Source organism: Streptomyces sp. NPDC088766 (assembly GCF_044750845.1).
In the GTDB taxonomy this organism is placed as follows: domain Bacteria; phylum Actinomycetota; class Actinomycetes; order Streptomycetales; family Streptomycetaceae; genus Streptomyces.
Genome location: NZ_JBIVKQ010000019.1, coordinates 18826 through 39408, shown reverse-complemented (window position 1 = coordinate 39408; position 20583 = coordinate 18826). Strand labels below are relative to the sequence as shown.

The 20583-nt window shown below is 69.1% G+C and carries 14 protein-coding genes and 1 pseudogene; 6 read left to right on the top strand and 9 right to left on the bottom strand.

What is annotated here, in order from left to right; genetic code table 11:
* Positions 1 to 107 precede the first annotated feature (107 nt).
* Positions 108 to 449 carry an anti-sigma factor antagonist BldG gene (gene bldG / locus ACIP5W_RS24460; protein ID WP_009189842.1) on the bottom strand — a complete coding sequence of 114 codons (342 nt, stop codon included), beginning with the start codon at positions 447 to 449 and terminating at the stop codon, positions 108 to 110.
* A gap of 81 nt (positions 450 to 530) precedes the next feature.
* On the opposite strand from bldG, the gene ACIP5W_RS24455 reads away from it, so the two are divergent.
* Positions 531 to 3137 (top strand): DEAD/DEAH box helicase, encoded by a 2607-nt coding sequence (locus ACIP5W_RS24455; RefSeq protein WP_401477355.1) that lies wholly within the window; start codon positions 531 to 533, stop codon positions 3135 to 3137.
* Between the two features lie 50 nt (positions 3138 to 3187).
* On the opposite strand, the pseudogene ACIP5W_RS24450 reads toward ACIP5W_RS24455, so the two are convergent.
* The 3 genes and pseudogenes from ACIP5W_RS24450 to ACIP5W_RS24440 form a co-directional block, all read right to left on the bottom strand.
* Positions 3188 to 3547: pseudogene (locus ACIP5W_RS24450) on the bottom strand (Rv3654c family TadE-like protein); the annotation flags it as partial.
* 143 nt (positions 3548 to 3690) lie between these two features.
* Complete coding sequence (locus ACIP5W_RS24445; protein ID WP_401477352.1) at positions 3691 to 4056, bottom strand: TadE family type IV pilus minor pilin; 366 nt, start codon at positions 4054 to 4056, stop codon at positions 3691 to 3693.
* 34 nt (positions 4057 to 4090) lie between these two features.
* Positions 4091 to 4207 carry a DUF4244 domain-containing protein gene (locus ACIP5W_RS24440; protein WP_401477349.1) on the bottom strand — a complete coding sequence of 39 codons (117 nt, stop codon included), beginning with the start codon at positions 4205 to 4207 and terminating at the stop codon, positions 4091 to 4093.
* A gap of 116 nt (positions 4208 to 4323) precedes the next feature.
* Between ACIP5W_RS24440 and ACIP5W_RS24435 the strand changes: the two genes are divergently transcribed.
* The 5 genes from ACIP5W_RS24435 to ACIP5W_RS24415 all read left to right on the top strand — a co-directional run bounded on the left by ACIP5W_RS24435 (position 4324) and on the right by ACIP5W_RS24415 (position 12780).
* Entirely contained in the window at positions 4324 to 5772 is a 1449-nt protein-coding gene (locus ACIP5W_RS24435) for a site-specific integrase (protein ID WP_401477346.1), read from the top strand.
* Positions 5766 to 7514, top strand: coding sequence for a hypothetical protein (locus tag ACIP5W_RS24430; RefSeq protein ID WP_401477344.1), 1749 nt, complete (start codon positions 5766 to 5768; stop codon positions 7512 to 7514). The genes ACIP5W_RS24435 and ACIP5W_RS24430 overlap by 7 nt, the downstream gene beginning before the upstream one ends.
* Positions 7511 to 9727 carry a hypothetical protein gene (locus ACIP5W_RS24425; protein ID WP_401477341.1) on the top strand — a complete coding sequence of 739 codons (2217 nt, stop codon included), beginning with the start codon at positions 7511 to 7513 and terminating at the stop codon, positions 9725 to 9727. The genes ACIP5W_RS24430 and ACIP5W_RS24425 overlap by 4 nt, the downstream gene beginning before the upstream one ends.
* 1 nt (position 9728) lies before the next feature.
* On the top strand, positions 9729 to 10211 hold the full coding sequence (locus ACIP5W_RS24420) for a hypothetical protein (protein WP_401477338.1): 483 nt from the start codon (positions 9729 to 9731) through the stop codon (positions 10209 to 10211).
* A 397-nt stretch (positions 10212 to 10608) separates the two neighbouring features.
* Positions 10609 to 12780: a hypothetical protein gene (locus ACIP5W_RS24415; protein WP_401477335.1), complete on the top strand. Its 2172-nt coding sequence runs from the start codon at positions 10609 to 10611 to the stop codon at positions 12778 to 12780.
* Positions 12781 to 13163: 383 nt separating this feature from the next.
* Here ACIP5W_RS24415 and ACIP5W_RS24410 read toward each other — a convergent pair whose 3' ends face one another.
* The 5 genes from ACIP5W_RS24410 to ssd form a co-directional block, all read right to left on the bottom strand.
* Positions 13164 to 15743: a DEAD/DEAH box helicase gene (locus tag ACIP5W_RS24410; protein WP_401477332.1), complete on the bottom strand. Its 2580-nt coding sequence runs from the start codon at positions 15741 to 15743 to the stop codon at positions 13164 to 13166.
* A 540-nt stretch (positions 15744 to 16283) separates the two neighbouring features.
* Positions 16284 to 17069 carry a type II secretion system F family protein gene (locus ACIP5W_RS24405; RefSeq protein WP_401477329.1) on the bottom strand — a complete coding sequence of 262 codons (786 nt, stop codon included), beginning with the start codon at positions 17067 to 17069 and terminating at the stop codon, positions 16284 to 16286.
* Between the two features lie 87 nt (positions 17070 to 17156).
* Entirely contained in the window at positions 17157 to 18035 is an 879-nt protein-coding gene (locus tag ACIP5W_RS24400; RefSeq protein ID WP_401477326.1) for a type II secretion system F family protein, read from the bottom strand.
* A complete protein-coding gene (locus ACIP5W_RS24395) occupies positions 18010 to 19227 on the bottom strand; it encodes a TadA family conjugal transfer-associated ATPase (RefSeq protein WP_401477323.1) in 1218 nt (405 codons plus the stop codon). Before ACIP5W_RS24395 ends, ACIP5W_RS24400 begins: the two co-directional genes overlap by 26 nt.
* Positions 19224 to 20327: a septum site-determining protein Ssd gene (gene ssd, locus ACIP5W_RS24390; protein WP_401477320.1), complete on the bottom strand. Its 1104-nt coding sequence runs from the start codon at positions 20325 to 20327 to the stop codon at positions 19224 to 19226. The genes ACIP5W_RS24395 and ssd overlap by 4 nt, the downstream gene beginning before the upstream one ends.
* Positions 20328 to 20583 lie beyond the last annotated feature (256 nt).

Sequence of the window (20583 nt, the reverse complement as noted above, 5' to 3'; positions counted from 1 at the left end):
CCCCCTCGGAACTACGGGCGTGCTGTCGGGGGGCCGGGCTGCCGAAAGCCCGGTACCCCGGTGTGTTCAACTGGGCCGTCCGGGCCACACGGGCCCGGACGGAGTGGTCAGTCGGTGGCTGCGACCGCTTCGTCGACCGAGGTGTGAATCGGGAACACCTTGGTCAGACCGGTGATGCGGAAGATCTTCAGAATGCGCTCCTGGTTGCAGACCAGGCGCAGCGAGCCCTCATGGGCACGCACCCGCTTCAAGCCACCGACCAGCACGCCGAGCCCGGTGGAGTCGAGGAAGTCCACGCCCTCCATGTCGACGACAAGGTGGAAATTGCCGTCGTTCACCAGCTCGACCAGCTGCTCGCGCAACTTGGGCGCGGTATATACGTCGATTTCGCCACCGACCTCGACGACCGTACGATCGCCGACGGTACGGGTCGACAGGGACAGGTCCACGGATCCTCCAGCACCTTGCTATCGAGCGGTCGTCCCTCGGAACACCTGAGCAGGAGCCCCCGGGACGGTACGCCAGCCGCGATGGCATTCAATCACTTACCGGCAGGCGTGCACGACGCCTTGGCTCCATTGTCCGTCACGCCAGTGACACACTCGGTGCCGATGGCCAAGAATCACCGATCCGATCGATCCTCGGCACAGCCCGCGCCCCGCCTGTCGCCGGGCCGGATCCTGGACCGGCTCGCCCCGGGACCGAACCGGGCGTCGCGCATCACTCATACGGAGCATGTGCCCCCGCGCGCGGGCCGCCATGCCGTCTGGCCTGACCGGATTCGTCCGGAGGTCATCGCGGCCCTGCAGGCCTGCGGCATCGAGCATCCCTGGGCGCACCAGGCCGCCGCCGCGGAGCACGCCCTGGACGGCGAGTCGGTGGTCGTCGCGACCGGAACCGCCTCCGGCAAGTCTTTGGCGTATCTCGTACCGGTCCTGTCGACCCTCCTGGACGGCTCGCAGGCGCCGAACGGGCGTGGCGCCACGGCGCTGTACCTGGCTCCGACCAAGGCGCTGGCGGCGGACCAGTGCCGATCTGTGAAGGAACTTTCACAACCGCTGGGCACCGCGGTACGCCCGGCGGTGTACGACGGCGACACGCCGGTCGAGGAACGCGAGTGGATCCGCCAGTACGCCAACTACGTCCTCACCAACCCGGACATGCTGCACCGCGGCATCCTGCCGTCCCACCCCCGCTGGTCCTCCTTCCTGAAATCGCTGAAGTACGTCGTCATCGACGAGTGCCACACCTACCGCGGCGTGTTCGGCTCCCACGTGGCCCAGGTACTGCGCCGCCTGCGCCGCCTGTGCGCCCGCTACGGCGCCTCCCCCGTCTTCCTGCTGGCCTCCGCGACGGCCGCCGAGCCCTCGGTGGCCGCCGGCCGCCTCATCGGCCTCCCGGTGGTCGAGGTGGCCGACGACGCCTCACCACGCGGCGAACTGGTGTTCGCCCTCTGGGAGCCGCCGCTCACCGAGATGCAGGGCGAGAGGGGCGCCCCCGTCCGCCGCACCGCCATCGCCGAGACCGCTGACCTCCTCACCGAACTGGCTGTCCAGGGCGTCCGCACCGTGGCTTTCGTCCGCTCCCGGCGCGGCGCCGAACTGATCTCCCTCATCGCCCAGGAACGCCTCGCCGAGGTGGACCGCTCACTGGCCGGGCGTGTCGCGGCCTACCGCGGCGGCTACCTCCCCGAGGAACGCCGCACCCTGGAGCAGGCCCTGCACTCGGGTGAACTCCTCGGCCTGGCCGCCACGACCGCCCTCGAACTGGGGATCGACGTCTCGGGTCTGGACGCCGTCCTCATCGCCGGATATCCCGGTACCCGCGCCTCGCTGTGGCAGCAGGCAGGACGGGCGGGACGATCGGGACAGGGAGCGCTGGCCGTGCTGGTCGCCCGGGACGACCCGCTGGACACCTTCCTCGTCCACCACCCGGAAGCCCTGTTCGACCGCCCGGTGGAATCGACCGTCCTGGACCCCGACAACCCCTACGTCCTCGCCCCGCACCTGTGCGCGGCCGCCGCAGAACTCCCTCTCACCGAGGAGGACCTGGCGCTGTTCGGCCCCGAGACCGAGGCACTGCTGCCCCAGTTGGAGGCCGCGAGACTGCTGCGCCGCCGGACGAAGGCCTGGCACTGGACCCGCCGCGAGCGAGCCGCCGACCTCACGGACATCCGGGGCGGAGGTGGCCGGCCGGTCCAGATCGTCGAGTCCGGCACGGGCCGCCTGCTCGGCACGGTCGACGAGGGCGCCGCCCACTCGACCGTCCACGAGGGAGCGGTCCATCTGCACCAGGGCCGCACCTACCTGGTGCGCTCCCTGGTTCTGGAGGACTCGGTAGCCCTGGTAGAAGAGGCGAATCCGCCGTACACGACGGTCGCCCGCGACACTACGGCGATCTCCGTGCTGGAGACGGACGCCGAAATCCCCTGGGGAGACGGCCGGTTGTGCTACGGCTCCGTCGAAGTCACCAACCAGGTGGTCTCCTTCCTGCGCCGACGCGTCATCACCGGTGAAGTACTGGGCGAGTCGAAACTCGACCTGCCTCCTCGTACACTGCGCACGCGGGCCGTGTGGTGGACGGTCACCGAGGACCAACTGGACGCCGCCCGCATCAACCCCGAGATCCTCGGCGGAGCCCTGCACGCCGCCGAGCACGCGTCCATCGGCATGCTGCCCCTCTTCGCTACCTGCGACCGCTGGGACATCGGCGGCGTCTCGATCCCCCTGCACCCCGACACCCTCCTCCCCACGGTCTTCGTCTACGACGGCCATCCCGGCGGTGCGGGCTTCGCCGAACGTGCCTTCCACACGGCCCGTTCCTGGCTGACAGCCACCCGCCAGGCCATCGCCTCCTGCGAGTGCGAGGCCGGCTGCCCGTCCTGCATCCAGTCCCCCAAGTGCGGCAACGGCAACGACCCCCTGCACAAGAAAGGCGCGGTCAGACTCCTGACGGAACTGCTGCGGGGCGTGCCGGCGGAGGACGGCGAGCCGGCCGACGACGGCAGAACGGCGGAGGGCTCCGGAACGGTGAAGGACGACAGGCCGGCAGAGGACTCCGGAACGGTGAAGGACGACAAGCCGGTGGAGAACGGCGGGACGGTGGAGGAGAGGGAGCCGGGAGAGCGGATGAAGTAGGTGGTGCGGCGCGGGGCCGCCCAGGGGAGCGACGGGGAGGACACCGTCGCCTCCCCCGGCAGCGCCGGCCCCGCAGGCCCTGCCCGGGCCCGGACCTCCACCGTGAACAGCCCCCGTCCCGCCGCCGCCGTCACGTCCGACACCTCCCCCACCACCACGCACCGCACCAACCGTGCGCCCTGTGCCCGAGCCAACCGGTCCGCGCGGGCGCAGGCCGCATCGGTGCCCTCCGTCCAGTGGTCCGCGGCCGCGAGTGCTGCGAGGTCGGCACCCCCGGCGGCGCGGTGCCGGGCCAGGACAGCCTGTCCGAGGGCGAGTACGGCACCGAAGACCACACACAGCACGGCGAGCACAGCGAGAGTCCATACGGTCGCGGACCCACGGTCGGTCCGGCCTCGACTCCATGCCACGAGACCGTCCCTCCAGCCGTGGGGCCCTTCCACTCCCGAGGGCGTCCCACGAGCAGGAGCGCCGACACCGCGTCCCCGCCGGCGCCGATGTCCGGGAGCACTCCGACCGGCCCGGAAACGCGTCGTGCCTCCCCCACGCCCCCTCACGGTCCCGTCTCCGATCCAGCCCCGGTCCCGCCGCCGTCCACCGTGGTCCCCACGTCCTCCGCCGCCGCCACGGCTTCCTCCCGTACCTCGAACGGCAACCCGCGCAGCACCGGCGGCTTCGCCACGACCACCACCCGGACCTGGTCGCCCTCCCGGGTGACCGACACCCGTGCCCCACGCGGTGCCGTCGCCCGCGTCGCCTCCACGACCGCGTCGGCCGGATCCTGCCGGGCGGCGGCCCTGGCGCCGGTCCTGGCCGCGTCCACGCACTGGATCTGGGCGGCCATGACCAGCAGCCCCCAGACCAGCGCCATGGCGAACGCCACCAGCACCGGCAGCACCACGGCCGCCTCCGCCGTCACGAACCCCCGGTCCCCGCCTCGCGGCCGGTTCCGCTCACGTGCCCGCACTGAGTGCCCGCTTCACGATGTTCTGCAACTCCGCCGCGACCGCCCCGCTCGTCACGACCTGGTAGAGGGCCACGGCGAACGCCACCGCCGCAACGATTCCCATCGCGTACTCGGACGTAGTCCTTGCTTAGTTCTCGTGTCTCTTTGAGGTAGCCCGAGATCAGGAGAGGCATCAATGTCTATTGCACTCTTTTGAGTCTCAATCGTACGGTGCGTGACATGCATCTGATCTTCTACAGCCGAACGGGCTGGGAGAACTGGGGGCTTGGACGTCAGCCGCTGATCCCCGAAGGCATGCCGGTCCTTATCGACGATGACCTGGTCTTCGAGGATGACGGCGTACCCCGACCCACAGTGGCGGCCAACCGCTGGCTGCGCGAACTCCCCCTCAACGGGGCTCGGTCTCGGAGGACTTGGAAAAACTACGCGCAGGCTCTGCGTAGCTGGCTGGAGTTCCTGGCCAGAATCGGCGTGGATCCGCTCGGGGAGCGGCAGCCCTTGCGGGCCGCTCTGAGTGCGTTCTCGGAGTACCGGTTCGCGGGTCCGTTGGAGGCCCGCTGGGACGAGGGAACGTGGGACCAGAACATCAACACCGTGGCGCGCTTCTACGCGTGGGCCGATGATGAAGGCCTCTGTGCCTCTGTGCCGTTCACGTACCAGATGGTCCGGCGGTACACCGAGGCCGGCGTGCAGCTCGCGCGGCGGAACACCGCTACGGTGCGGCGGGCGAAGCCGCACGTCACGGTGAAGTATCTGGAGAGCGACTTCCTTGAGTTGTTCCTCCGGGCGCTGGCCGGACTGCGCCCGGATGGGGAGCCGGACTCGTTCCGCGGCCGTCATCTGGGGCGCAACGCCGCGATGGGCGCGTTGGTGTCATCGAGTGGGTTGCGGGCCCAGGAGTTCACGCACTTGCTGACGTACGAGTTGCCCGCTCTGCCGGCCCGCAGCAGCGCCGTTCCAGCTCGGTTCCCGCTGTCAGCGCAGATCACCAAGGGCAAGAAGCCCCGGGAGACGTGGGTCAGTTACGACCCCCTGGCCGATATGCACCAGTACGTCGAGCTGGACCGCGCGATGCTGACTGAGGGCCGCCAGTACCGTCCCGATCCGCGGCTGGGCGAGCCGTTGATGATCACCGAGCCGGACTGGGAGGGCGGGAAGGTCAACGGCCGCCGGGTCTCTTGGCGAAAGCTGACCTTGAACGAGCGGCTGCGGCTGGTGACGCCGGAGGGGGCACCCGCGATCATCGCGGTGCAGTCAGATGGGACGCCGTTCGTCGACTGGGCGACCGTCTTCCGCCGGACCTCAGAACGCATCCGGCGAGACTTCGAGCCGCGGTTCCCGACAGTCGGTCCCCACGTCCTACGTCACACGTTCGCGATGGCGACGCTGGAGAGGCTGGTCAAGGGGCACTACCAGCGGGCGGCTGCCCTGGTGGCAGACGCCGACGAGGACGCCGCGCTGTCGCTGTATCTGACGAAGGCGGACCCGCTGATGGTGCTGCGTGATTTGCTCGGGCACTCCAGCGTGACCACCACGGAAATTTACATCCAGCGCCTGGACGTGCAGCGGATCTACCGCGAGCTCTACGAAGAGGCGGGCAAGTACAGCGGCCAGGCCGCCGCGGAAGCCGAAGCCGAGTTCGCTGACGAGGAGGATGCGGCATGGTGACCCGTGTCGAATACGACCCGCTGCGCATCGAGTTCACGTTCCCCCACGACCCCGCCTGGACAGGTGACTTGAGCGCCACGGCCAACGACAGGCTGGCGGAGGACCTCGCCCATGGCCTAGTCCAGATGGTGCACCCTCTGGGGCGCATCGCCGCACGTCAGAGCGCGGTCACGTACACGTCGACGATCCGCCGGATGGTCGCGGAGCTGGCCGCGATGGGCTTTCACGGGCGTCTGGCGGATCTGCGAGCGAGTCACGTCCTGTCGTACTGGATGTCCGTCGGGGGCAGACGCGTCTTCCACACCCGGCGCCTGCTGGCCGGCTGCGGGGACCGCGTGGACGCCGGCATTCGGGCCTACCTGGAGGGGAAGGCCATCAAGGGCCGCCCTCGAGGCAAGCCACTGAAGCCGTACACGGACGGCGAGTGGCGGCAGATCGAGGCCGGGCTCCGGGACTATGTGCAGCAGGCCGTGGCCCGTCAGCGGGAGGTCCTTGACCTGGCCGCGCTCGGTCCTGACAGCTCCGATCTCGGCCGAAACCGGCAGAACTTCGCGTGGCTGCTGCGCGAGCACGGCCCGTTGAAAGTCGCGGACGTCACCAGGGTGATGGGGCTGACCGTCGACTACTTCCGCGACGGCATCGGCGGCCAGTACCGGGACGTGCGGAGTGCGATGTACCCGCCGGTACAGGTGGCAACGGCCATGCGTCTACTGTTCGGCGTCTACAGCGGCGTCGTCCCGGACGGTATCCGCGATCTGGGGCTGGAAGACTTCACGTGGACCGGGGACCGCACGGTCCTGATGGACTACGTCAAGGGGCGCCGCGGCCCGGAATCGGTGAACCTTCCGGCTCGGGCCGTGCGGCTGCTGGAGCGCTGGCTGGAGCTGTCGGAGCCGGTGCGACAACTGGCTCCGGCGTCGATAGCCGGCGACTTGTTCGTCTTTCTGGACACCGAGTACCGCAGCACGAACGGAGCGAAGTCCCAGCTGTCGGCGCTGTCCACCCGGGCCGCCCCCAAGAGCGGGAACAAGGCCCGGCGCCAGTTGGCGAAGGAGCTGGATCTGCGTACGGACGCTGGGGAGCCGCTGCTGTTGCACTCGGCGCGGATCCGAACGACGTACCACAACGTCCTGGCGCGTCGGGGCTGGACCGGCCGAACGAAGATCGACCCGAATCACACGGCTGCGGTGGAGGGCAGCCACTACGTCTCGTCCACGACGCCCGCCCAGGCCGAGTCGGTGGAGGCCATCATCGAGGACGCCCAGGCCGACATTCTGCGGCGCAGTCGCCCGCCCATCGTGTTGAGTGACGAGGAGGCCGCCGAGTTCGTCACCGAGCAGCCCGAGCAGGCCGCCCGCCTGGGCCTGGACGCCGAGGCCGTGGCCGAGCTGCTGGGCGGCGAGATGGACGTGTTCACCGCGGCGTGCGCCAACCAGCTTGCTGGACTCCACGGCCCCAAGGGCAAGCCCTGTCCGGCCCGGCCCTGGGTGTGCCTGCTGTGCCCACTGGCGGTCTTCACACCCCGGCATGCACCGAATCTGCTTCGGCTGAAGGCCTACTTCGCCCGTCAGTCACGGCAGCTCACCGTGCAGCAGTTCCTCGCGGTGTTCGGCCCCTACGCCGACCGCCTCGACCACGACATCCTGCCCCGCTTCGACGCCCGCCTGCTTGAGAAGGCGGCCGGCGAGGTGGACGACATCGACTCCGAGCTGCCGCTTCGGCCCGAGGAAGGAACCCAGTGACCCGCGCTACCGCCCTGGTCGTCGAGAGCCCCGCTGGTCCCATCCCCCGCCAGTGGGCCCTGAAGTCCCCGTTCGCGGGACTGGACGTGTGCCGCGAGGCCGGATGGGACATGTGGCCGGACGGCCCGCGTCCCGTGTTCGACGAGGACTTCTGGGACCTGTCAGGAGTGAAGTTCCCCAAGGGGGTGCGGAGCAACGTCAAGCGCCTGGACTTCACCGGCATCACCAACCCGGCCCTGCGGCTGACCGCCAAGGAGTACCTGTTCGCATTGGTCGTGCCTGATCACGAGCGTGTCCTGGCTCTTCCGGAGGCCCGGCGGGAGCCGTACAAGCCGGAGTCGGCGTTCAACTTCTGCGTGCAGCTGGTGCGGTGGATGAACTTCGTGACCGAGCAGGGCATGTCGTCGCTGAGCGAGGTGATGCAGGAGCACTGCGAGGTGTACCGGCAGATCCGATCGGTCCGGAGCCGCAAGCGCCGGCAGGGCAGCGGGCCGATCACGCCGGGCACCATGCTGACGATCCTGCGGCCGGTCGTGGACCTGGCCACCTACCGCGAGCTGTTTTCGGTGGACGCCTACCGGCCCGGGTTCACCCCATGGGAGGGGCACACGGTCAGCGAGGTCGCGGGCTGGGAAACCTATGCCGCGTCGTCGACCCCGCCGGTGGCGGAGGAGGTGTTCCAGCCGACGGTGGCCGCGGCCCTGTATCTGGTAGAGACGCTCGGGCCGCTGGTGGCCGAGGAGTTCGAGCGTCTGCTGGAGTTTCGGGCGAACAAGGGCGGGCAGAACCCCCGGGCCGTCACCGCGAAGCACCGGGCCGCCGTCACGGCCGCCGCCAACTGGCATGTCAGCGAGCAGGTGCCACTGCTGGCGATCGACGCCCGACAGGTCACACGGCGCGTCAAGCGGGGCTGGCGGCCCGACGATCCGCTGCTGCACGTCGATGTCGGCGAGTTCTTCGGCCAGGCAACCCGCTCCAGATACGCGAGGGTCGCGGACCACCTGGTCGAGGATCTCCGTCCGTTCCTGGAGCCCGTGGTGGCCAAGGTGGGGGTCGCGGGCATGTTCGGCCGGGACGCCTCCCGGGTGCCCCGTGCCGACGACTCACAGCGGCTGGTGCCGTGGACGCTTGCGCTGACCGGGGACGAGCTGCGGAGCCTGCAGTTCGTTCTGCTGGCGGCGTGCCGGGTCCTGGTCGCGGCCCTGAGCGGCATGCGGGCCGGGGAACTGGACGAGCTGACGGCCGCCTCCCCGCAGCCGCCGGTCACCGTCTCCGGCGGCACCCAACGCTTCAAGCTGGGCAGCAAGCTGATCAAGGGGCAGGGGTTCGGCGGCGTCGCCGAGGAATGGGTGGTGCTGGAGCCGGCCTGGCGGGCTGTGAAGCTCGCCGCCCGCCTGAACCAGGCTCGGGGCGGCGATCGGGCCTTCGCCCGCTCGCCCATGGACGTCATGCACAAGAAACTGCGCGAGTGGGTCAACAGCCCCGCCGGCCAGCGCCTCGGCCTGGCCCCGATCCCGGCCGGGCCGGTAAACGGGCGGATGCTGCGGCGAACGCTCGCCCTGTCACTGGCCCACCGCCCCGGCGGGCTGCTGGCCGCAAAGATCCACCTCAAGCACGTCTCCGTGGTCACGACCGAGGGCTATGCGATGCGGCCCGGCGGCTCCCAGGGCAACCTGCTGGCCGAGGTGGAGCGGGAGCAGGACAAGCACCACCTAAAGCTCACGAAGGAGGCCTTCGAGGACTACCGCGCGGGCCGCATGCCGGCAGGCCCCGGGGCCCGCGAGCTGATCAAGGCGTTCGAGCACATCGACGCGGCGCTCAAGGACCACGAGCCGGGCACCGCGGCAGTGATGGAGGCCGAGCGGCGGCTGGAGAACCTGCTGCGGCAGCAGTCCAAGCACCTGCATTTGCAGACCGCGAACTACTGCTGGTTCCGGGATCCTCACAAGGCTCTGTGCCTGAAGCTGGCGGGCACCCCGGACGCGACGAAGCCGCTGGGCGGGATGTGCGACTCCGCACGCTGCCCGCAGGCCACCCATCACCCCTGTCACCTGCCCGTTTGGCAGAGCCAGGTCGGCACGGGCAAGGTCTTCCTGGCCAACCCGCGCTTCCCCAAGGGCGAGAAGAAGCGGCTCGAGCCAGAGGTGGAGCGGGCCCAGCGGGTGGTGGACGAGATCATGACGACGGCCGGTTCAACGGGCGGAGGCCAGTGACATGCCACGGATCAGTGACGCGGACCGGGTTCGCAACGAGGAAGCGATCCGCGCCGCGATCGACCGGCTGCTGCGGGGCGAACTCCCGCCCGGCGGCAAATGCGATCTGAAGACCCTGGCCGCCGAAGCGGGGGTGACCAGAACCGGCTTCTACCCGAAGAAGAACCGCGACGGCACCACCCGCCCCGGCCCCTACCAGCACCTCGGCGAGGAGTTCGAGCGTCGCCTGAAGGCCCAGCGCGACGCGGGCGAGACCCCTGATCCCCGAACATCTCAGATCGATCGGCTCAAGGCCCAGGTCGCCGAGCTCAAGGAGCGGGTCGCGAAACGGGACAAGGCACTGGCCGAACTCACCGCGTTCAAGACCCTGGCCGTCTCCCGGCTCACAGCCCAGCACGAGGAGATCGAGCGACTGCGGGGACAGGCCGCCCAGGTCGGCGAGGTCCGCCGCCTTCCCGTCGGCCGCAGCAGGACGGCCCCGTAAGGATCGTGCGGCTGACGCTGATTCGCCGGTGCCTGGTGGCTTGCCGCAAGGCACCGGTTGATCCAGCGATCTCGTAGGCAACACCTGCTTGAAGAGCCAGAGTTGTCGATATGCTCTGTGGCCGGAGGCAGTCACGATGGCACACCCCGGGGCCTTGGTGCGGGACCGCGGTCGCGAACGGTGGACGTCACCAGCCAGCCGCAGGACGGACCCCTCGGTCGCCACGATCACCGCATCCTCGCCGAGGACGACGCGACCGGAACGGTGGCCTGAACATCACGAGCAGCTACTTGCGGCTGTGGTCGGCAACAGCGAGACCGGGCTCTCAGTAGCGCAACTCGGGCAGATGCAGCAACGTAGAAGTGACACCTCATGAACACCCCATGCAGTCGGGGAAGTGAACGATGTGATTGCTGGCGATACGGTTCTTGGGTCTGCGGAATTCTGGAGTGCCACTCTCACCGTTCTGCTGATCGCTTCGGGACTTCTCATCTGTGCACGTCTCGCCGCCCTCCTGGTCGGACCTAATGCCAGAACCGGAATGAGTGACCGAGACTGGCTTTGGAGAGCCTGGAGCGGTTTTGGACTACTCGCGCTGGCAGCGGCAGCGTGGTCCGGCTTCTCGCGCGGACACGGCACGGCGCCACAACGGATGATCATCTCCATTCTGGCTGTGTCCACCGCCGCTTTCCTGGCCACCCTTTGCGATCTCGCGAGGCATAGAATCACTGGCCGACAGTGGTGGATTGTTGCGGCAGGCTGCATAGTGGTCGATGCGTGCGTGGTGCTCTTCGCCTCACACGACGGTCGATCTGGGTACCCATCCCTTGCCGTAGGGACTGCACTGGGTTTGTATTACTTCGGATATGTCGGGCTAGGGCAACGGCTGAGGATCGGTCTGAAAGTGATCGGTGCCGATGGGAAGGAGCAACCCACAGGAGTCGCCTATGTAGCGTCGCGAGTAGAAACCATGGGAAGTCACAGACCACGAGGGCTTCGGGCGCCCCAGGGCGCGGATGTCATGCAACTACCGAGCGAGGCCATTTCAGCGCTTCCAGCCACCGAGGGTAAAGTAGTCGCGACACTGCTGAGTGTGCTACGAGCAGTTACGTCCGTCAATCCGTGGCAAGCTCAAGTGGTCATCGTTGACGACAGCACGGTAACGGTCGAGCTCAGCCGCAACGGCAGGTCGGCAGATTCCACGCTCATCACCAGAGCAGCACTAGGACTCAAGAACAAGTCAAGGCAGGCGATTCCTGACCCGTCGGCGACGCATGAGTTGCTTACGGCGGCCGCAGCATTCCTCTTGATCAGACTCAGTGAGCGCCATCAGCTACTCGCGGTGGGCCTGTGTGGGACGACTAAGTGGCGCAGTCTTGCTTGCCAAGTGCTCGCCGGCACCGAGCCGTACGCCCGAGAGGATCAGGAGCAACTGTTCACCGTCGCGGTTGAAAAGGATCGCAAGAACGATGCGGCTCGCCTCGGCTATCTGTACTACCGTTCCGGCGATCTTGTTGGGACGAGCAAGAATGAACAGGCGTATGTGGGCCGCCTTGATGCTTTCTGCAATCATCTCTGGCAATTGCAGGAACAAGGATATGAAGCGCTCCGCTTGCGGGCCAAATTGGTACTCGTCAATGCCCGTCTCAACTATATTCTCGCCTTGAAGCGAGAAATATCGACTGGGCGGCATGCCGCCCAGCTGCAGCCCCACTCCGTAGTTGCCGAGAAGAAGAGGGAGTGGGAGACCCAGAAGGGCTGTGCAATTGACGAATGCGCGCATTTGCTGTCGACTGTTCGTCGCTTGACCGATGGCGGGAAGCTACCAAATCACCCCGTCACAACCCCTCGCGACCGCCTGGCAGAATTCGCCAATGATATGGAAATAATGGTGCGCATATACCAGGCTGCTGCACTAGGCAAACCAGCGGACCTAGAAGGGGAGCTGCTAACTCCGTCAGAGTGGTACGCCGAAGCTTGTGCCGAAGTTGGCGCCCGCTCCGGCAACTATCTGAAAGCTGCTCTGGACCTGCTCGACTTGGCACTCGGTTCCGAGGATCTCAGACAGGGAGCTCCGAGTGACCCATCTTTGGAACCGCTCATTAAGGCCCGGCCCGCAGAGTTCATGACCTTGGTCGATAAACAGAGTCTTTCCGATGTCGCGGCCTTTACGCCATACCGTGACCAACTCAACAAAGGCGGCATGCGTTTCACCGGGGAGCTGCTCAACCGTAGCGAAGGAAAGAACAACGCCGAGGCGCTCGCAATCTCGCTGGGTGTACCGGTGAGTACCGTTTCATGGATGCGCGATGTGTGCCGAATCATCGATTCCTGTCCGGATAGAACCCAGGCCATACCGTGGACCAATCTGCTCACACAGGAGGGAGTGGAGACCATCGCCGCCATGGGATCCGTGTTGCACGACAAAGTGGAACAAGCGCGCCTTGAGAAGCTCGCTTGGAAGACCAATGGCAAACCACTAACCGTCCGAGAGCTCAGGGCATGGGCGGGAAACCTGTCGGATCACCGACGCCGGAGAGGGGTGAGAACCCATCTGCATGGCCACTGATCACAGCAGCGGCGGGCAAGATGGCCGAACTGCGGGCGGCAGAGGGGCAGCAGAGCCGGTGATTGGCCCACTGGCAGAGCGGAGGCCGCTAGAGCCGCCGCTACGTGAAGGCGGTGCACGGAAGCTGTTACGGATGTCCGTCAGCGGCTAGCGGTCGCGGGTGTAGTAGAGCTTCGGGGCCCTACTGGCAGGAACGAAGGCCGACGCCTTCGACCACCTGGCCTGAACAGACAGCAGCCGTGATGTGAGACGGCCGCCACGAAGAGCGGCGGCCGACCCCAGCGTTTGTGGGGTCGGCCGCCTTCATCATCTTCGCAGACAGCGGGAAGGCGTCAGGTGGAACACAGCCCGGGTCCGTCCTCGGCCGACCAAGGAGCCGGCGGTCACGCTCCCGGTGCGGTACGCGGCGGTTCGGCGTACGTCTGAAAGAGATTTCCCGCAGTGAGCTTGTGGTGAGCGAGCTGTGCGGCAACGGCTTGCTCATCGCCCCAGCGACCTTGTCCGTCGGCGAGTGCGACAGCGTAGGCCACGACTGCTTGCTTGAGCGCCTGGAGCTTGTCCGGGGTGACCACCCGCATGTTCGGCACAGCGATCGCCCGCTCGTCGAGATCCCGGCTGGGGTGGACCATCACCGGCAGTGCGGTCACGCCAGGATGCTGCTCCACATCCCAGCGGACGCTGCCGCCGAGCTGGTCGAGATCCTTCTTGGCGATGCTGTCCGTGGTGCAGCCAGTCTTCAGCTCAGTAACGGCATGTCGGTCGGCGGACAGTGCCCACAGGTTGTCGGGACCGGTTCCGTACAGCTTCTCGGGACGGGTGCTAGTGAAGCCGAGGTGCTGTCCAAGCCGCTGCCAGCCGGCCTCGGCGTCATCAGTGCGGTCCTCGTCCCACACGATCTCCTCCAGCAACGCTCTCACTCCCAGGACCAAAGTCATCCCGTCCTGATACGCGTTGGCTAGAAACTCGGCTGCCGCGCGGGCCTGGACAGCTGCTGCCTTGATCTTCGCGGGCGCGATTCCTGCGGCAGGCTTCAGCACGAACTCATTCTCGTTGACCGCCGACGTAAGCAGCTGTTGCGCCGCAACCGGGTCGACCAGATGCAGGTAGGCGGCCTTCTGCTCCATGAACCAGCCACGCAGAGCAGGATCTTCCAGTCCGTTGATAGCCTGCTGAAGCCGGTCAGCCGCTGCCCGTGGCTGGCCCGTGGCAGCGAGGTCGAAGGCCTCGCGAGCGGCGATGGTCTCCGGTCGAACAACGCTGGTGTCGGCGTACCGGATCTCCGCCAGCGCCCGCCGGCTGCGCTCCAGCCACTGCGGATACCGGCCGAGACAGGCTTCGATCGCCCCGCGCACGGCCTCCAGCCCCTTCCCGTGGATTTGTTGGGCGATATCCCTGCTCAAGGCAAGCTGGGCTCGGGTAGCGGGGGAGAACAGGCCGAGATGGAGCGGATCGTGGGTGGCCACTCCGAGATTGGCGCCGAGCAGGAGCACCGCGCAGTGGTCCTCGCTGTCTCGCACTCCGCGGCCCATACCCTGCTCGATCCGCTGCACTTCCCGGGCCAGCCGGGTGGGGCTGTTGGCGAGCGCGACTGCCTCACGGCGTTCCAGGGCGTCCATCGGACGGGGGACGCCGTCCAGAATGAGCAGGCGGCAGGCGTTGCCGGGGAGGTCGACGCCGTCGTACTTATTGACCAGCACGACGAGGCCGACATGGCCAGCCTTGAGCTCCGCAACGCCCGCTTCCAGGCCTCCGACGTAATGCGTACGGTCGGCGTAGGGTTCCCACGCCGCAGCGGCACGTCGACTGGGGACCAGGACGACGACGTTGATCGGCTGTGCGTCTGGGACGTTGTCTCCGTTGCGGTCACCATGGGCAAACTGCCAGGCCAGGAGGCGCACGGCGTCGTCGTCGAGAGTCCGATTGAGGGCTACTGGGGCAAGGATCATGCGGTCGCCGAGGTCAGATGCGCTGCCTGGTGTGACCGGGCGGGCCACGAGTGCCGGATCAGCGTCCAGGTCGGTCACCAAGATGCTGTCGTCCGCGAGAGTGGCAGTCAGGTATACCCGTCTGCGCGCCCGGGCGAAGGCCGGGATCATGCCGATGGGCGGACAGGGCGGACGGATCTCCAAGCCCCTACTGGTCACGGTAGCCGCGCACAACTGCAGGTTGTCGGCGATGAGTGGCCATTCGAACTTGAAGTCGTCCTCGAGACGGTGGGGGTGCAGCAGAGCCATGACCTCGCTGTGCCGATTCGCCCACGACCAGAACGGGATTCGGACAGCAGCGGTGTAGTCACCCGCTTGGATGTCACTCCATCCCTTGGCGGACTGGTGCTGTAGATCAGCGGCGAACAGTGCCGTGAGGGCCTTGTAGGCACTGTGATTCGCGGGGACAGTCAGCCGGAACTGGCCCTCGGTGGTGGCGAGCGCCGCGTGGGCGTCGTCGACGACGACGATGCCCAGGTCGATCGTCTCCCGGCCATCGCCAGCCACACCGAAGACGGACTTGCCGTTGATGAGTTTCTGGAAGGTAGTAACCAGGATGGCTTGCTGAGAGCGGAACGCGATGTCAGAGGGGTCGTCCACGGTTACGAGCCCCAGTCGGTCAGCCTCCCTGCGTACCTGCTTAGCCAAGTAGGTGTCAGGAGCGAGGTAAACAGCCTTTCCCACACCCTCGTTGAGCGTGCTCTGGGCGATCAGCAGACCCGCGACAGTCTTGCCGCCGCCGGTGTTCTGCTTGATCACCACATCGCGGTCGTCCTTGCGGCGGAACCAGCCCTCAAGGACCTCGCCCTGTTCCTGACGAAGGTAAGGCCACGGCCTACTAGGCAATGCCGCATAGATTTCACGCGGGCGCAGCAGAGGCTCCTGGTCCCCCGCGCCGATCTTGCTCCAGTCCAGCACCATCGTACGAACCCTCCCCCGGCCGACGACGTCCGTGCCGCCGACGTTGGCGTCCATCATCCGTATCTGCCTACTCCAACGCGAATGCCATGCCTGAGCACTGCCGTCGGGCGTAGAGTCACACTCGGCCCAGGCACCAGGCCGCCGGACCATCAAGCGTGACATAGATCACCAGCGTGGGCGGGGAAAGAGACACGATGACTCACTGTGCGGATCTTCGCCGACGAGGCTCAGCCCACGGGTAAAGCGACCCAATCGGGTGGGACACAGCAAGTGCCGCGACACGCTTGGTCACCATCCCCGCGTCCCTCCGCGCCGCACGCACCCGGCGCACCAGGAAACGCAGCCTCGCTCGTACCGCCTTGCTCATTTCGACCCCCGTGAGTCTCGATCCCACTTGCTCGACGACCGGTCCCCGTGGACCAGCCGAACTGCTTGACCCGCTCTACCTGCTCGACCTGCTCTGCCTGCTCGACCTGCTTCAGCCGCCTTCACTGCCGTGCTTCTCCAACCGCTTGAGCTCACAGCACGGACCCGCCGACCGCCTTGCCCGACATGGCCGGCCCGGACCGACTGCCCCGGCCGCCCCTCAGATCCGCCTCACGGCCCACTCCCTCCCAGCACCCCGCCCGCCAGGCCGATCACGACGGGAACGATGCCCACGGCGATGAAGGCGGGCAGGAAGCACAGCCCCACCGGTGCGGTGACCATGACGGCGGCTCGTCGGGCCCGAGCCGTGCCGGCGCGGGCCCGGTCGGCGCGGGCGTCGGCCGCGATCCGGGCAACCGGCACCGCCGCCGGGAGACCGGACACGTCGGCCCGCTCCAGCAGCCGGGCCAGCGCCTCCGCCCCGGGCATCGCCGCCAAACTCCGCCAGGCACAGGCGGGTTCGCCTCCCAGACGCACCTCGGCGGCACCACGTGCCAATGCTCCTGCGACGGGCCCGTCGAGTGCTTCCCCCACGGCTTGCGCCGCGATCACCGGCCTCGCCCCCGCCGCGATGCACGCGGCCAGCAGGTCGGCCGCGAGCGGCAGCTGCCGGGCCGCGGCCCGCACGTCGGCCTCACTCATGGACTCCGTCGCCTGCCGCCTGCGGCGCCACCACCACAGCACCGCCGCCCCGGTCAGCCCCAGGCCGAGACCGACGACCCCACCGCCCACCATCCACCCGGCACCCACCACCGCCGCCTCCGGCAGCCACCGGCGTACGGCCTCCCGCACCCCGGGCCGCGGGATCTCCGGCTTTGCCGGGCGGGCCAGCACCTCGGCGAGCCGCTGCCTCGCCCGCCGACGACACCGCAGGGCGTCCGCGCACCGCACCGCCCACGCGAGGGCCATGACGATCCCCACGGCCACCCCCAGCCTGTGGACAACTTCCGCACTCATCCCGCCTTCCTCCCACCCACTCGTCCTCCGTTCGCCTCACCCGGCCGACCGGCGCGAACCCGCCTCGCACGCTCTCTTCCCTCCACCTCACGCGCCCTCCGCACCTCGCATGATCCGCAGCGCCCACCACATCCCCAGCCCCTCCAGCACCCCGCCGACGAGCAGGCACCCGAGGCCGGCTCCGGTGTGCAGCAGGACCTGCAGCGGGTCCGCGCCGAGTGCCGCGCCCAGGAGGAGCCCCAGGACCGGCAGGCAGGCGAGCATCACCACGGTGGAGCGCGCCCCCGCCAACTGCGCTCTCAGGTCTGCGCGTTGGTCGCGTTCGGCGCGCAACGCCCCTTCGAGGCGGTCGAGTCCGGCCGCGAGCCCCGCGCCCTGGTCCACGGCCACCCGCCAGCACGCCGCGAGCCCCAACAGACCGTCGGCCCCGGGCTGCCGTGCCGCACCGGTCAGCGCGCCGGGCACATCACCGCCGAACCGGGCGGCCGCCAGCACGGCCGCCTGGGCCTCGCCGAGCCCTCCCGAGTCGCGGGCGGCGCGCTGCAAGGCCTCACCGGGTTGCCTCCCGGAACGCACCTCCCCGGCGAGCGCCGCGCACAGCGCGATCACCGCGTCAGCCCGGCGTTCGCCCGCCCGCCGCGCCGACCGGGCCCGCCACGCACGACGCAGCAGGGGTACCCCTGCCGCCCCCGCGGCGACCGGCAGCACCGAGCCGCCGAGCACGGCCACGAGCAGTCCGACGACCGGTGACCACCACTCGGGCCGCCAGCGTCCACGCACGCGCCGCAGGTCGTGCGCCAGGTCCTGCCATGACGGTGGCCCACTGCCGGCCACCTCGCCCCCGGCCAGCAGCAACTGTGCCCGCCGAAGCGCCGAGTACGGTCCGCCCCAGAGCAGGACCGCCACCCCGGCACATGCAACGGCCGCACTCATCGGCACCTCACCCATCCCGCCTGTCACGCTCATGGCTCCCCTGACTCCTCTCGCTTCGCAGCAGCTCCCTCAGCCGCTCCCAGCCACGCTCGTACGCGAACGCATCCGACTGCCACCGCAGCGCCGGCACGGTCCGCACCAGCCCCGAGGGGTCCCGCTCCAGCACATGCACCTCGGCGATCCGCCGCCGCCCGGCCGGGTCGCGCACAAGGTGCAGCACCACGGAGAGCGCGGCCGCCAGCTGGCTGTGCAGAGCCGCCCGGTCGAGCCCGGCCGCCGTGCCCAGCGCCTCGAGCCGGGCGGGGACGTCGGCGGCGGCATTCGCGTGGACCGTCCCGCATCCGCCCTCGTGGCCGGTGTTGAGCGCGGCCAGCAGGTGGACGACCTCCGCTCCGCGCACCTCGCCCACGACCAGCCGGTCCGGCCGCATCCGCAGCGCCTGCCGCACCAGGTCCTCGAGTGTGACCAGCCCGGCGCCCTCCTGGTTGGCCGGCCGGGTCTCCAGCCGGACGACGTGCGGGTGGTCCGGCCGCAGTTCCGCCGAGTCCTCCGCCAGCACGATCCGCTCCCCCGGCCCGACCAGCCCCAGCAACGCGCTGAGCAGAGTCGTCTTGCCGGTGCCGGTGCCTCCGCTGACCAGGAAGGACAAACGGGCCCGCAGCAGTGCCCGCAGCACCTCGTCCCCACCCGGCGGCACCGTGCCCGCGGCCACGAGTTCGTCCAGGGTGAACGCCCGCGGCCTCACCACTCGTAGCGCCAGGCAGGTGCAGCCGACGGCCACCGGAGGCAGTACGGCGTGCAGCCTGGTTCCGTCGGGCAGCCGCGCGTCGGCCCAGGGCCGGGCGTCGTCCAGCCGGCGTCCGGCCACCGCGGCCAGACGCTGCGCGAGGCGCCGCACGGCGGCCGCGTCCGGGAAGGAGACGGCGGTCAGTTCCAGGCCGCCGCCCCGGTCGACCCAGACCCGGTCGGGGGCCGACACCAGGACGTCGGTCACCGACGGGTCGGCGAGCAGTGGCTCCAGCGGGCCGCTGCCGACCAGCTCGGACCGCAGTTGTTCGGCCGCCCCCAGCACTTCCGCGTCCCCGAGGACACGCCCCTGTTCGCGCAGCGCCTGCGCCACGCGTGCGGGTGTCGGTTCGGCTCCGCTCTCGGCGAGCCACTGCCGTACGCCGTCGAGGAGTGAGCCGGATCCTCGCGACCGGTCGAGCCGGGGCACAGTGCTCATACGGCGCCCGCCTCGGTCAGCGCCCGCTCCCAGAACTCCTTGCAGAAACGGGCGAGCGGTCCGCGCGCGGACCCACCGGGCGGTGCCTTGCCGCCGTCCGGGCGCAGCAGGCCGGACTCGATGGGCACCTCACCGGCCAAGGGCAGTCCGAGCAGGCGGGACACTTCACGGTCGTCGAGTCCGTGGGCGTACGGGCCGCGTACCGCCACCCTCAGGTCGCGCAGGACCATGCCGACGGCGGACGCGACTCGTCCGGCCGCCGCGACGGCGCGCAGTTCGGCGGGGACCACGAGGAGGCCGACGTCGAGCTGGGCGAGGACCTCGGCGACTCCGTCGTCGATGCGCCGCGGCAGGTCGACGACGACCGTGCCGCCGCGGCGGCGAGCGGCGGCGAGCACTGCCCGCACGGCCTGCGGCGGGACGGCGACACAGTCGCCGCGGTCCCAGCTGAGCACGCGCAGCTGATGCAGCGCGGGCAGCGACTCCTCCAGGGCTCCGCCGCCGACGCGCCCTCGTGAGGCGGCGAATGCCGGCCAGCGCAGGCCTTCGACGGTCTCGCCGCCGAGCAGTACGTCGAGTCCGCCCCCCAGTGGATCCGCGTCCACCAGGAGAGTGCGCAGTCCCTCACGCGCGGAGGTGACGGCGAGAGCGCAGGCGAGCGTGGACGCTCCGGCCCCGCCGCGCCCGCCGACGACTCCCACGGTGAGGGCGGGCCGCCCGACGCCCTCGGCGACGTCGGCGATCCGGTCGACGAGCCACTGCTCGCCGTCGGGCAGCACCAGGACGTGGTCGGCGCCGATCTCGACGGCCCTGCGCCACACCCCTGAGTCGTCCTGATCGTGCCCCACGAGGACCACTCCGCGGCGGCGGACGGCGCCGCGCACGCGGCGCGCGGCATCGTCGCCGACCAGGACGAGCGGCGCGGACTCCCAGCCGCCCCGCTGTGCGGGCACCGAGTGGTGCACCTCGGGTGTGGCACCGGCCGCGGCGCACAGCCGCAGCAGGTCGTCGAGGAGTGCCGCGTCCTCGGTGACGATCAGTGGCCTGCCCTGCCGCCCTCCGGCGGCGGGCGGCGGGTCGTGTGTGACGACTCCGGTCACGGTTTTCCTCCCCCTTCGCCGCGTGGCGCGCAGTCCTCTGCGGCCCCGCGAATCCCGTACGTGTGAAGAACCGGCACCCGGTCTCCCTATGAGGTCCGCCGGAAACCGGCCCGGGAGGACCGGCAAACGGAACCGGCCCGGAACTCGGCGCGAGCGAACGTGTGGGATTCACGGTGCAACGAAGCCGGAAATCATGGGGATCTTGGTGGATAACTGTGGACCAGTGGGGAGTTGTGAATATCACCGTCACCCGTAC